We start from the raw sequence: 12563 nt of genomic DNA, 5'->3' as shown, positions 1-12563 counted from the left end.
CGTCCACGGTCGCCGGTCCCGGGCGGCGGGCGCATCGGCCCGGAGGCCGGAGCTCGCCCGGCCGAGGGAACGACCTGCTTCTCGTCCTTTCGGCGGGTACGCCGCGGCGCGCCGCTCTCTAGGCTGGAGCGGTGAACACCGTCGGGCGCTCCCTGTGGCACGAGCCGCGGCCTGCTGACGCGCCACCCGTCGGCCGCCTCGACTGGCTGCTGGTGGGGGTGCTCGCGGTCGCCGCTGTGGCCGAGAGCGTCCTCCGGCCGGACCTGGCGTGGCGACCCGCGGTGACCGTGCTCGCCGTGGCGATGCTGCCCGCCCTGCTGTGGCGGCGGAGCCACCCCCTGGTCGCCGCCCTGGTCGGGTGGGGCGTCGCCGGGCTGCTGTCGGTCCTCCAGCTGACCGCGCACACCGGGGAACTCGGCCTCGACGCCATGCTGGCCGTCCTGATCCTGCTCTACTCCCTGGTGCGGTGGGGCTCGGGACGGGAGGTCGTCCTGGGGACGGCGTGCGTGGCGGTCGTCGTCACGCTGGGGATGTACGCCTCCTCCACGGGCTGGGCCGACGTCTTCGGGGGGACCGTCCTCGTGCTGTTGATCGTCGCCCTCGCGGTGGTGTTCCGCTACCGCGCGGACCTCTGGCACCGTCGGCAGCGCGAGATCCGCAACCAGGAGCGGGTGGCGCTGGCGCGCGAGCTGCACGACACCGTGGCCCACCACGTCTCGGCCATCGCGGTGCAGGCGCAGGCCGGTGGCGTGGTCGCCGGCACCCAGCCGGAGAAGGCTGCCGACGTCCTGGCAGTGATCGAGTCCGAGGCGTCGCGGACCCTGGCGGAGATGAGATCCATGGTGCGCGTGCTGCGTGAAGGGGACGCCGTCACCTACTCACCACGGCGGGGTGTCGCGGACCTGCCTGCTCTGGCGCGCGCCGACGCGACGCCCGTCGTCGAGGTCTCGCTCGACCTTTCCTCTGCCCGGCTGGCAGGACCCGTGGACGCCGCGCTCTACCGGCTCGCGCAGGAGTCGCTGACCAACGCCCTCCGGCACGCCCGGGGCGCGACCCGTGTCGGGATCGACGTACGCCGCGAGAGCGACACCGTCAGGCTCCGTGTCGCCGACGACGGACGGACCGAGCCGGACCCGGCCCCGGAGCCCGGGTTCGGCCTGCTGGGCATGGCCGAACGCGCCCGCCTCCTCGGTGGATCGTTCTCGGCGGGACCGGGGCCCAGGGGCGGCTGGGTCGTCGAGGCCGTGCTGCCGGTGGAGGTCCTGCCGTGAGCATCCGCGTGGTGGTCGCCGACGACCAGGACCTGGTCCGGACCGGCCTGGTGATGATCCTCGGCGCGCAACCCGACCTCGAGGTCGTGGGAGAGGCGGCGGACGGGCTCGCCGCGCTCGACCTGGCGACCAGACTGCGTCCCGACGTCGTCCTCGTCGACATCCGGATGCCCGGGCTCGACGGCGTCGAGGTGACACGACGCCTGGCCGGGCCGCAGGTGCCGGACCCGATGGCGGTCGTCGTGATCACCACCTTCGACCTCGACGAGTACGTCCTCGGTGCCCTGCGCGCCGGCGCTCGCGGCTTCCTGCTCAAGGACGCCGGGCCGGAGCTCCTCGTGCAGGCCGTCCACGCGGCCGCCCGCGGGGACGCCCTGATCGCTCCCGAAGTCACCCGCCGGCTGCTGGCGACCTTCGCCGAGCAGGCACCGGCGGTCCCGGTCCAGCCCACCGATCACCTCCCCGCGCGCGAGGAGGAGGTGCTGGCGCTGGTCGCGCGGGGTCGGACCAACGCCGAGATCGCCGGCGAGCTCTTCGTCGGCCTGAGCACGGTCAAGTCGCACGTCGCCTCGCTGATGACCAAGCTCGGCGCCCGCAACCGCGTCGAGATCGCGATCTGGGCCTACGACACCCGCCGCACGAGGGGGACGCCGCCCGGAGAGGGCGGGGCGCTTCGGCCGCCGAGCGCTACCAGACCCGGACGTGCTGCCCGACCTGCATCGGACCGTCCGGCCCGAGCCGACGGCTGAGCTCGATCAGCACCAGCGCGCACTGGCGGGCGTCGGCCCCGGCGTCGTGGTGGTCGTGAGCGGGGATGCCCAGGGCCGCGGACACCACGGGCAGGCGGTAGGCGGCGAGCGTGAGGAACGCCTTGGCCGCATCGCGGGTGCACAGCCACCGCGTCCGCGGCGTGACGATCCCGTGGGCTTCGTTCGCCCGGGTGACGACGGACCGGTCGAACGAGGCGTTGTGCGCGACCAGGACGTCGCCGCCCGCGAGCTCGGCGATCTTCGGCTGGACGACGTCCCAGGTCGGCGCGCCGACGACGTCCCGCGCGGTGATCCCGTGGACCTGGACGTTGCGGTAGGCGAACTCCTCGTGGCCGGGCGGGGGCTGGACGAGCGTCTCGAGGGTGTCGACGACGACGCCGTCGCGCACCTTGGCGACACCGATCGAGCAGACCGAGGCCCGCTGCGGGTTGGCGGTCTCGACGTCGATCGCGGTGAACGACAGGCCAGGAATCGGGGCAGCGGGCATGCCGGACATGCTAGACACTGCCGCCCTGCCGCGACGAAGCGGACAGGACTCAGCGCAGGGCGAGGCGGGTCTGGGTCTGGGCGACGCCCGCGCCGCTCTTGAGTCGCCGCAGGAGCCGGTCGAGCTCCGCGGTGTCCCGTACACGCACCCGCAGGAGGTAGTCGTACGGCCCGGTGACGTGTGCCGCGTCCTCGATGAGCGGCTCCCGGCGTGCCCAGGCCAGGAAGGCGTCGGAGTCGGTCTCCTCGCGCAGCCGGACGTCGACGAAGCCCTCCAGCCCGGGCCGTGGGCCCGTGGACGGTTCGTCGCCCGCGAGGACCGCGCGGTAGGCGACGATGACGCCGTCACGCTCCAGGCGGCGCACACGCGCGGTCGCCGCGTTGGCGCTGAGGCCCACCCGGCGTCCGAGGTCGCTGAAGGAGATCCGCGCCTCCTCCTGCAGGATGCCGAGGATCTCGTCGTCGATCGTGTCCACACGGCGATCCTAGAGCGCCGGGCAGCGGATCTCTCCGCCGGCCCGGTGTCCCGGGTGAAGGCTTCGCCCCATGGACATCGTCACGGCACTCGGCGGCGGGCTCCTCGCGGGGTGGGGCGTCGCCCTGCCGCTCGGCGCGGTCGCGGCACTGCTGCTCGCCGAGGGCATGACCCGCGGCCTCGCTCGCGGCTGGCCCGCCGCGGTGGCCGTCGGCGCGGTGGACGTCACGTACTGCGCCGTGGCCCTGTCGGCCGGTGCCGCGGCCGCGTCGGTGGTCGCGGACCACGACCCGTGGCCCGCCGTCGTGGGCGGGTGCGCTCTCGTCGGCATCGCCGTCGTGGGGTGGGTCCGGGCGACGGCGCCACGGCGGACCGCGCCCGTCCCCGGTCGCTCCGGCGACGGCCGCTCCGGCGACGGCACGGTCGACGCCGACGCACCGCCGCTCTCCTCCGGGTGGGGACGCTTCGCGCTGTTCGTCGGGCTGACCGCGGCCAACCCCGCGACGCTCGTCTACTTCGCGGCGCTCGCCGTCGCCGTCGCGCCCACGGCGTCGCCCGCCACGGCGGCGGCGTACGTCACCGGGGTGGGCGTGGCCTCCATGTCCTGGCAGCTCGTGCTCGTGGCCGTCGGCGCGACCGTCCGAGGTCGCGCCACCCCCCGCACGCGGCGGGTGACGACGCTGGTGGGCCACGCGATCGTCGGCCTGCTCGGCCTCGCGATGGTGGCCCGCGCGCTCACCTGAGGGTCGCGAGGGTCAGGCGACGGTCAGGGGCCCGGTGGACTCGCGCCACACGATGCGCTGCACGGCCGCGTCCTGCCGCGGCGCCGGCTCTCCCCGGACGGCGGCCACGAGCCGGCGCATCGCTCGCCGACCAGCCTCGGTGAAGTCGACGTCGACGGTGGTCAGCGACGGCGTGAGATAGGCGCCCATCGCGGCCGCGTCCCAGCCGGTGACGACGACGTCCCCGGGCGCGGACCAGCCACGTTCGGCGGCCCCGCGCAGCACCCCGGCGGCGAGCAGGTCGTTGGCGGCGACGACGGCCAGCGGCGGGGCGTCGTCGGGCAGGGCCTGCACGGCGAGGCGGGCGTCCTCGGGCGACCACGTGCCACCGACGACGCCGAGCGAGACGACGTCGGCCGTCGCGGGGTCGGCCGCGGCCCGGTCGATCGCGGCGAGGTAGGCGTCGCGGCGGGCACGGGCGGAGACGTACTGGTCGGGGCCGGCGACGTGCAGGAACCGGCGGTGACCGGCCGCGAGCAGCGTCTCGACGAACACCGCGACGGGTCCCGCGTCGGCGAGGTCGCCGGCGGAGCGCATGTGCTCGTCGAAGGTCGCCTCGGCCACCACGACCGACTCCCCCGCGCGGTCCGCGACCGCCGCACCGAGGTCGGTGAGCACGTCCGCCAGCACGGGCACGAGGGTGAGGACACCCTCGTGCTGGCCCGCGGCGGCGAGCTCGCGCACGCGCGCGGTGCGCTCCTCGACGTCGCCGTCGACGGTGCGCGTCTCCACGGCGTACCCGGCGGCGGTCGCGACCTCACCGGCCCCGGCCAGCACACGGAGCTGGTGGTCGAGCGTCGGTCCGGAGACGACGGCGAGACGGCCGGTGCGCCGGGTGCGCATGGAGCGGGCGGCGAGGTTGGGCCGGTAGCCGACGGACTCGGCGACCTGGAGCACGCGCGCCCTGGTCGCCGCCGAGATCGTGCCGCGCCCGGTGAGCGCGTACGACACGGTGGCCTGGGACACGCCGGCGAGGCGGGCGACGTCGCGGCTCGTCGGCGGATTCGGCATGATACGTATCATGTCACACGACGACGACGTCCAGGAGGACACACGCATGCTCGCCATCGGGATCATCGGCACCGGCGGGATCGCCCGTGCCCACGTCGAGGGGTACCGGCGCTTCGCCGAGCGGTGCGAGGTGGTCGCCCTCTGCGACCCCGCCCCCGGCCGCGCCGAGGCGCTGCGCGCCGAGCTCGGCCTCGACGGTGCCCGCGTGTACACCGACGCCGGCGCGATGCTCGCCGCCGAGCGACTCGACCTCGTCAGCGTCGCCACTCCCCCGTCCACGCACGCCGGCCTGACGATCACCGCCCTGGAGGCCGGGGTCGACGTCCTCGTCGAGAAGCCGATGGCGCCGTCGCTGCAGGAGTGCGACGCGATGATCGCCGCGGCCGAGGAGCACGGCCGGGTGCTGTCCGTCGTCGCGCAGAACCGGTTCCGCGACGACACCGCGACCCTCAAGGAGGTGCTCGACTCGGGGCTGGCCGGTCCCGTCTCGCACGCACAGGTGAGCTCGTCGTGGTGGCGCGGCACCGCCTACTACGACCTGTGGTGGCGCGGCACGTGGGAGTCCGAGGGCGGCGGCTGCACGCTCAACCACGCGATCCACCACCTCGACCTCACGCTCTGGCTGCTCGGCGCACCCCGGGCCGTGACGTCGGTGCTCACCAACGCGGCCCACGAGAACGCCGAGGTCGAGGACCTGTCGGTGTCCGTGCTGCAGTACGACCGGGCGCTCGCCGAGGTCACCGCCTCGGTCGTGCACCACGGCGAGGAGCAGGCGATCGTCGTCCAGGGCCGCCACGCACGGGTGTCCCAGCCGTGGAAGGTCACCGCCGACCTCGCCGACCCCAACGGGTTCCCCGCCCGCGACCGCGACGCCGAGCGGGAGGCCGCGATCGAGGCGGTCGCCGCCGCGCACGTCCCGCTGGCTCACACCGGCCATGCCGGGCAGATCGACGACGTGCTCGACGCCGTCCGCGAGCGCCGCCGTCCCGCGGTCGACGGTGCGGACGGCCGCCGTGCCGTCGAGATCGTCACCGCGATCTACGCGGCGGGGATCGAGCGCCGCACGGTGGACCTGCCGTTGGCTCCGGACGACCCGTACTACCGGCGGGGGACGCTGGTGGGGCGGGCGCCGCACTTCTTCGCCAAGTCCGCGTCAGTGGACTCCCTGCCGGGCGAGATCGCGGTCGGGGTGCGCTCGTGAGCGGGGCGAGCGGCGCGCTGTACGCGCCGGACCCGGTGCCGGCGCCCGTCGTGGCGCCGGGCGAGTTCGTGTTCGCGGCGACGCACCTCGACCACGGGCACGTGTACGGGATGTGCGAGGGCCTCGCGGGCGCGGGCGGGACGCTCCGGTGGGTGCACGACCCGGACCCGGCGAAGGTCGAGGCGATGCGCCGGAGGTTCCCGGACGTGCGGGTGGCGCGCAGCGAGGCGGAGATCCTCGACGACCCGGAGGTCCGGCTGGTGGCCGCGGCCGCGGTGACCTCCGAGCGGTGCGCGCTCGGGCTGCGGGTCATGGAGGCGGGCAAGGACTACTTCACGGACAAGGCGCCGCTGACGACCCTCGACCAGCTCGCCGCGGCCCGGAAGGCGACCGCCCGCACGGGACGCAAGTACGCGGTCTACTACTCCGAGCGGATCCACGTGGAGGCCGCGGTGCTGGCCGAGCAGCTCGTGGAGCGCGGTGCGATCGGGCGGGTGCTGCAGGTCATCGGGCTCGGCCCGCACCGGCTGGGCACCGGCCGCCCGGACTGGTTCTTCGACAAGGAGCGGTACGGCGGGATCCTGTGCGACATCGGCAGCCACAACTTCGACCAGATGCTGCACTACGCGGGGGCCCGGGACGCCGAGGTCAGCCACTCCGCGATCGCGAACTACCACCACCCCCGGCACCCGGGGCTGGACGACTTCGGCGAGGCCGGCATCGTCATGGACAACGGCGCCACCGGCTACTGCCGGGTCGACTGGTTCACGCCGGACGGTCTGAGCACGTGGGGTGACGGCCGCACGATCATCCTCGGCACCGACGGGTACGTCGAGCTGCGCAAGTACGTGGACGTCGCCACGGGCGAAGGCGGCGGGCACGTCTTCCTCGTCGACGGCGACGGCGAGCACCACCTCAGGGCGAACGGCCAGGTCGGGTTCCCCTACTTCGGGCGGCTGATCCTCGACTGCCTGGAGCGCACCGAGACCGCGATGACGCAGGAGCACGCGTTCAAGGCCGCGGAGCTGAGCGTGGTCGCGCAGGCCCGGGCCCGCGAGCTCACCCCGCAGCGCTGACACTCCTGGTACCGGACGGCGGCGGCGCGCCCCGGTGCGGAGCACGCCGCCGCTTCTCGCCAGGTGTCAGGCCCGGCCGGACGCCGTCCCGAGGGAGTGTGCGCGCTCCAGCCGTTCGACGAGCGCCACGACGCCGGCCGCGACGGGCAGCAGGACGAGGTTGCCGAGCAGCATGGGCCGCAGGAACGGCAGGCCTGCGACGTAGCTCGCGGCGAGGCCGTCGAGACCCGCCGGGTAGAACGTGCCACGGCCCTGCAGCCAGACGCCGAGGTTCGTCCAGAGGTAGAACCACAGCGTGCTGCCGACGCCGAACCCGAGGGCGACGACGAACCGCGCTCCCCCGGCGGCGCGGCGGGTCCACCAGGAGGCGACGCCGATCACGGCCCAGGCCGTCCACGTGAACACGAGGATCGCCGAGTTCGACAGCACGACGTCGCTGACCATGACGACGACCAGAGGGGCCAGCATCGCGGCGCGGTGCCGCAGCAGGGCGGCTGCCGCGAACGCGGCCGCTGTGGAGAGCTCCAGGTTCGGCGGGGCGCCGAGGTCGTCCTTGACGATCCGCCACACGACGGCGGCCACGACGAGGAGCACGGCGACGGCGGGGCGCCACCAGCGCTCCCGCAGGTCGGCCGGGGTCAGGTCGGGAGTGGTCGAGGTGCTCACGACTCGATCTTCTCGAGCTTCCACTGGATCTGCTGCCCGTCCTCGGTCTCGAGGGCGCCGGCGCCGACCTGAGCCATCTCGCCGTCGACGTAGAGCGCCCAGAACTCCTGGCCGTCCTCGGCCGTGCGGCCCTTGATCCCGGTCACGTAGGCCATCTCGCCCTCGCCGGACACCTCGGCGTCGGGGTCGTGGACGAGCAGCAGGTCGAGCGCCGTGCTGCCGGTCTCGCCCGCGTAGGAGAGCTCGGTGACCTCCTGCGCCGCCTCGGTCGCCTCGGCGCTCACTGCGGGCGAGCCGCTCGCCGCCGGGGTCGCCGCGTCGTCGGACGAGCAGCCGGCCAGGAGACCGACGGAGAGCAGGCCCGCGGTGGCGGCGGCCAGGAGGCGGGCGGGGTACGGGCGCGTGGAGATCGTCACGGTCGTCCACCCTATCCGGACCACGGCGTGCGGCGCGCCGGTGGCCGCGATCCGGACAGGTCGCCCGGCGTGCCCGTCAGGCGTCGATCTGGGAACGGTCCAGCGCACCCGCGCCCGCGACGATGAACTCCTTGCGGGGCGCGACGTCGGAGCCCATGAGCAGCTCGAAGACCCGCTCGGCGGCCTCCGCGCCCTCGACCGTCACGCGACGCAGGGTGCGGTGGCGCGGGTCCATCGTGGTCTCCGCGAGCTGGTCGGCGTCCATCTCGCCCAGGCCCTTGTACCGCTGGATGTCGTCCTTGTAGCGGCGTCCGGCCCGGTCGAGCTTCTTCAGCGTCGCGTTCAGCTCCGCCTCGGAGTACGTGTAGACGTACTCGTTCTTGCGCCGGCCCGAGCCCAGCACCTCGATACGGTGCAGCGGCGGCACGGCCGCATACACGCGACCCTCCTCCAGCATGGGTCGCATGTACCGGTAGAACAGCGTGAGCAGCAGGGTGCGGATGTGCGCGCCGTCGACGTCGGCGTCCGTCATCAGCACGACCTTGCCGTAGCGGGCCGCCTCCAGCTCGAACGACCGGCCCGAGCCCGCGCCGAGCACCTGGATGATCGCCGCGCACTCCACGTTGCGCAGCATGTCGCTGATCGACGCCTTCTGGACGTTGAGGATCTTGCCGCGGATCGGCAGCAGCGCCTGGAAGTCGCTGGACCGCGCCAGCTTCGCGGTGCCGAGCGCCGAGTCGCCCTCGACGATGAACAGCTCGGAACGGGTCACGTCGTCGCTGCGGCAGTCCGCGAGCTTCGCCGGCAGCGACGACGACTCCAGCGCGTTCTTGCGGCGGGAGATCTCCTTCTGCTTGCGCGCGGTGACCCGCGCCCGCATCTCGGCGACGACCTTCTCCAGCAGCAGCGCCGACTGGGCCTTCTCGTCCCGCTTGGTCGAGGTCAGCAGGGCCCCGAGCTCGGACTCCACCACCCGCGCCACGATCGCGCGCACCGGGGCGGTGCCCAGCACCTCCTTCGTCTGGCCCTCGAACTGCGGCTCGGCGAGGCGCACCGTGACGACGGCGGTGAGCCCCGCCAGCACGTCGTCCTTCTCGATCCGTTCGGCGGAGTCCTTCGCGGACACCTTGAGCCGGCGGGCGTTGGCCTCCACCTGCTTGCGGACGATCTTGAGCAGCCCCTGCTCGAACCCGGTGCGGTGCGACCCTCCCTTGGGGGTGGCGATGATGTTGACGAAGGTGCGCAGCTCGGTCTCGTAGCCGGCGCCCCAGCGCAGCGCCACGTCGACCTCGCACTCCCGCTCGACGTCCTGCGGGGACATGTGGCCCTTGGCGTCCAGCACGGGCACGGTCTCGGTGAATCGGCCCGAGCCCTGGAGCCGCCAGGTCGAGGTCACCGGCGTGTCCGGGGCGAGGAACTCCACGAAATCGACCGCGCCGCCGTCGTGCTGGAAGACCTCCTCGTGCGGACCGGACTCCCCCGGGGTGCCGGGCACCCCGCGCTCGTCGCGCACCGTGATGCGCAGCCCCGGCACGAGGAACGTCGTCTGGCGGGCACGGGTGACGAGCTCGTCGTAGGCGAAGACGGCCGACTTCGGGAAGATCTGCCGGTCCGCCCAGTACCGCACGCGCGTGCCGGTGCGGCCGCGGGCCACCTTGCCGACGACCGTCAGCTCGCTGTGGTCCACGAAGGGGGTGAACCCCGTGTCCGGGGTGGGCCCGGACGCCGGGTCGGCGAACGTGCCCGGCTCGCCCCGGTGGAACGTCATCCGGTACGTCTTGCCGGACCGGTCGACCTCGACGTCGAGGCGTGACGACAGGGCGTTGACGACCGACGCGCCGACGCCGTGCAGGCCGCCCGACGCCGTGTACGAGCCGCCGCCGAACTTGCCGCCCGCGTGCAGCTTGGTGAACACGACCTCGACGCCCGACAGGCCCGTCTTGGGCTCGGCGTCGACGGGGATGCCGCGGCCGTCGTCCTCGACGGTCACCGAGGAGTCGGCGTGCAGCACCACCCTGATGTCCGTCGCGTGCCCGCCGAGGGCCTCGTCGACCGAGTTGTCGATGATCTCCCACAGGCAGTGCATGAGGCCACGGGAGTCGGTCGACCCGATGTACATGCCGGGGCGCTTGCGCACCGCCTCGAGCCCCTCGAGGACGGACAGGTGGCGTGCGGTGTACCCGGACTCAGACGTGGCTGTCACGCGCTCGAGGGTAGTCGAGGCGGCCGACACCACCGCGCAGGCGCTCCGCTGGTGGGCGCGCGGCTGATCGCCCGGAGCGAACCAGGGGCCGTCGAGGGGAACAATCCGGGGCCCGGATGGTTTGATGGAGGTGTGACCACGACGACCGAACCCACGACCGAGCCGCTGACCGCCGCAGACCGCTGCGACCGCTGCGGGGCGCAGGCCTACGTCCGCGTGGTGCTTCCCGTCGGAGAGCTCCTCTTCTGCGGCCACCACGCTCGTGCCCACGCCGACGCCTACCGGAGCGTCGCCCTCCACGTCCAGGACGAGACCGACCGGCTGCACAGCCAGCACGGCTCCGCCCGACCCGAGTCCGACTGACACGGCGCGGCCTGCGCGCCGCCCGCCGTCCCGCGAGCCCCGCACCTCCCGAGGTGCGGGGCTCGCGTGCGTCCGGGCCGGCGGCCGCCCGGGCGGCGGCACCCCGCGACGGCCGTGGCACCCCGGCGACGCGGGACCGCGACCGTCAGCGCGAGCGACCCGCGAACGACGACACCCAGCCCCCGGTCAGGCCGAGGGTGGTGCGCCAGCCCTCCGCCGACCGCGTGCGCGAGACCTTCTTGCCGGTGGCGGAGGTCGCCGTCAGCGTCCGGACCTGCCCGCCGGACCAGCGGGAGGTCACCGCGACCGACCGCACCGCCGACAGCCCGAAGATCGAGCGGGCCTTCGCCTGGGTGATCGAGTCGGTCCAGCGCAGGTACGGGTTGCCGGGGGCCTTCGCCGCGTAGCCGTCCGGGACGTGCCGCAGGTACGGCAGTGCCTTGGTGCCGAAGGCCTCGGCGTTCGTCGCGGTGCCCCGCCGGCCGCCCGCCGCACCCGTGGACGCGAAGTACGGCGTCTCGGCGAACCCGCCGGCGGCGTCCCGCAGCACGGTCACGGTGCCGTCGTGGACGGTCGCGTCGACGGCGGCCACCCAGGCACCGCCCCAGCTCCCGCCCTGCTTGCGCCAGCCGACGTAGTGCTGCGAGCGGGTGTCGTCGTAGACGTGGCAGCCGCACGCGGGCTTGAGGCCGCGGACCTTCTCGACGATCGCGTAGTTGCGGGCCACGACGGCCTGGGCCTGGAGCGCGGCGGCGCCGCGGTTGCTGCTCGCCCCCCACCCGGACGGCATCTCGTCGATCCCGTAGAGGTACTCGGTGTTGATGACGACCCGGTTGACGACGTTCACGCGCCCGGAACGCTTCGTCACCTCCAGGGAGCCGTGCCGGTAGGTGCCCTGCGCCCCGGAGACCCGTGCCACGGCCCTCGTCCCGGCCGGGGAGTGGAGGCGGGTGCCGGTCCACTCGAAGGTCAGCCGCGACCGCGAGCCCACCGAGGCCTTCTTCCGGCCGCCCTCGGTGACCGTGGCGGCCACGCCGGTCGACGTCGTCCGGACGCTGACCTGCCGCGCCGACCCGCCCGACGCGACGACCTTGCCCTGCGCGTCCTTCAGCCGCCACGCCCCCGACCCGACGGCCAGGGCCGTGGAGGTCCGCCGGTCCGCGGGAGGGCCGAGCACCTGCACGTCCAGGGTGGTGCGCGGGTCGTTCGCCTCCGACACGGACGTGCCCGGGTAGTAGTACGCGAGGATCTGCGCGGCCGTGCGGCCCTGGCGTGACTGCTGGTAGGCCCCCCACTGGGACAGCCCGACCCCGTGCCCGGACCCGGACCCGGTGATCGCGAACCGGGCCGGGACGACCCGGATCTTCTCCGTGCCGCTGCGCGCCTTGCCGGTGCGGAACCGGTAGGTGGTCGTGGCGGACGGCGAGACCTTGACCGAGGCGCCGCCCTTCTTGCCGGTGCGCACGGTGCGCACCTTCACCCACGACGAGCCCTTCTTGCGCTGCAGGGTGACCTTGGCGCCACGCACCGGCTTGCCGCCCTTGAGGTAGCGGACCTTCAGCGTCTTCGACGACGAGGCCGTGATCGTCCCGCCGCCGGACTCCTGGAGGCGCCACGTCGCCGCCTGCGCCGGCGGCGCCCCGAGGAGGGACAGTGCGAGGACGCCCGCGACGAGGGCGGCGAGCAGAGGAACAGCCGACCGCTGACGACCGTTGACCGTGGCGAGGATCACGCGGACACACTGCCACATCACCGCAGGTCGCGGTACCTCCGCCGGCACCGATGTCACGGAGCGCCCGGCGTGCCCTCCCTCCTGGCGGCACCATCGAACCGAGGGAGCACC

13 protein-coding genes are annotated in these 12563 nt (G+C 74.1%); 6 read left to right on the top strand and 7 right to left on the bottom strand.

The window, feature by feature from the left end:
* Window positions 1-131 precede the first annotated feature (131 nt).
* Window positions 132-1271 carry a sensor histidine kinase gene (locus tag I598_RS02060; protein ID WP_068200848.1) on the top strand — a complete coding sequence of 380 codons (1140 nt, stop codon included), beginning with the start codon at window positions 132-134 and terminating at the stop codon, window positions 1269-1271.
* Window positions 1268-2020, top strand: coding sequence for a response regulator (locus tag I598_RS02055; protein WP_198155731.1), 753 nt, complete (start codon window positions 1268-1270; stop codon window positions 2018-2020). Before I598_RS02060 ends, I598_RS02055 begins: the two co-directional genes overlap by 4 nt.
* On the opposite strand, the gene I598_RS02050 is transcribed toward I598_RS02055, so the two are convergent.
* Together I598_RS02050 and I598_RS02045 are read right to left on the bottom strand one after the other, a co-directional pair.
* On the bottom strand, window positions 1959-2528 hold the full coding sequence (locus I598_RS02050) for a 3'-5' exonuclease (protein WP_068200846.1): 570 nt from the start codon (window positions 2526-2528) through the stop codon (window positions 1959-1961). The two genes, I598_RS02055 and I598_RS02050, sit on opposite strands and share 62 nt — an antisense overlap.
* A 49-nt stretch (window positions 2529-2577) precedes the next feature.
* Complete coding sequence (locus I598_RS02045; protein ID WP_068200843.1) at window positions 2578-3003, bottom strand: Lrp/AsnC family transcriptional regulator; 426 nt, start codon at window positions 3001-3003, stop codon at window positions 2578-2580.
* Between the two features lie 70 nt (window positions 3004-3073).
* Between I598_RS02045 and I598_RS02040 the strand changes: the two genes are divergently transcribed.
* Window positions 3074-3745 carry a LysE family transporter gene (locus I598_RS02040; protein ID WP_068200841.1) on the top strand — a complete coding sequence of 224 codons (672 nt, stop codon included), beginning with the start codon at window positions 3074-3076 and terminating at the stop codon, window positions 3743-3745.
* A 12-nt stretch (window positions 3746-3757) separates the two neighbouring features.
* Here the strand turns inward: I598_RS02040 and I598_RS02035 are convergent, their stop codons facing one another.
* On the bottom strand, window positions 3758-4795 hold the full coding sequence (locus tag I598_RS02035; protein ID WP_232314230.1) for a LacI family DNA-binding transcriptional regulator: 1038 nt from the start codon (window positions 4793-4795) through the stop codon (window positions 3758-3760).
* A 10-nt stretch (window positions 4796-4805) separates the two neighbouring features.
* Between I598_RS02035 and I598_RS02030 the strand changes: the two genes are divergently transcribed.
* Both I598_RS02030 and I598_RS02025 read left to right on the top strand, forming a co-directional pair.
* A complete protein-coding gene (locus I598_RS02030; protein ID WP_232314229.1) occupies window positions 4806-5996 on the top strand; it encodes a Gfo/Idh/MocA family protein in 1191 nt (396 codons plus the stop codon).
* Window positions 5993-7072, top strand: a complete 1080-nt coding sequence (locus tag I598_RS02025) for a Gfo/Idh/MocA family protein (RefSeq protein ID WP_068200837.1) — start codon at window positions 5993-5995, stop codon at window positions 7070-7072. The genes I598_RS02030 and I598_RS02025 overlap by 4 nt, the downstream gene beginning before the upstream one ends.
* Before the next feature lie 66 nt (window positions 7073-7138).
* On the opposite strand, the gene I598_RS02020 is transcribed toward I598_RS02025, so the two are convergent.
* The 3 genes from I598_RS02020 to I598_RS02010 form a co-directional block, all read right to left on the bottom strand.
* Entirely contained in the window at window positions 7139-7738 is a 600-nt protein-coding gene (locus I598_RS02020; protein ID WP_068200835.1) for a DUF6580 family putative transport protein, read from the bottom strand.
* The gene (locus I598_RS02015; protein WP_068200833.1) at window positions 7735-8154 is read right to left on the bottom strand and encodes a DUF4430 domain-containing protein; all 420 of its coding nucleotides are present in this window, start codon (window positions 8152-8154) and stop codon (window positions 7735-7737) included. The genes I598_RS02020 and I598_RS02015 overlap by 4 nt, the downstream gene beginning before the upstream one ends.
* A gap of 76 nt (window positions 8155-8230) precedes the next feature.
* Complete coding sequence (locus I598_RS02010; RefSeq protein ID WP_068200831.1) at window positions 8231-10357, bottom strand: DNA gyrase/topoisomerase IV subunit B; 2127 nt, start codon at window positions 10355-10357, stop codon at window positions 8231-8233.
* Between the two features lie 132 nt (window positions 10358-10489).
* On the opposite strand from I598_RS02010, the gene I598_RS02005 reads away from it, so the two are divergent.
* Complete coding sequence (locus tag I598_RS02005) at window positions 10490-10720, top strand: DUF7455 domain-containing protein (RefSeq protein WP_068200829.1); 231 nt, start codon at window positions 10490-10492, stop codon at window positions 10718-10720.
* 145 nt (window positions 10721-10865) lie between these two features.
* Here I598_RS02005 and I598_RS02000 read toward each other — a convergent pair whose 3' ends face one another.
* On the bottom strand, window positions 10866-12452 hold the full coding sequence (locus tag I598_RS02000) for a SpoIID/LytB domain-containing protein (RefSeq protein WP_068200827.1): 1587 nt from the start codon (window positions 12450-12452) through the stop codon (window positions 10866-10868).
* Window positions 12453-12563: the final 111 nt, after the last annotated feature.

The organism is Isoptericola dokdonensis DS-3 (assembly GCF_001636295.1).
GTDB classification, from domain to species: Bacteria; Actinomycetota; Actinomycetes; order Actinomycetales; family Cellulomonadaceae; genus Isoptericola; species Isoptericola dokdonensis.
This window is presented reverse-complemented; position numbering and strand designations above follow the sequence as displayed.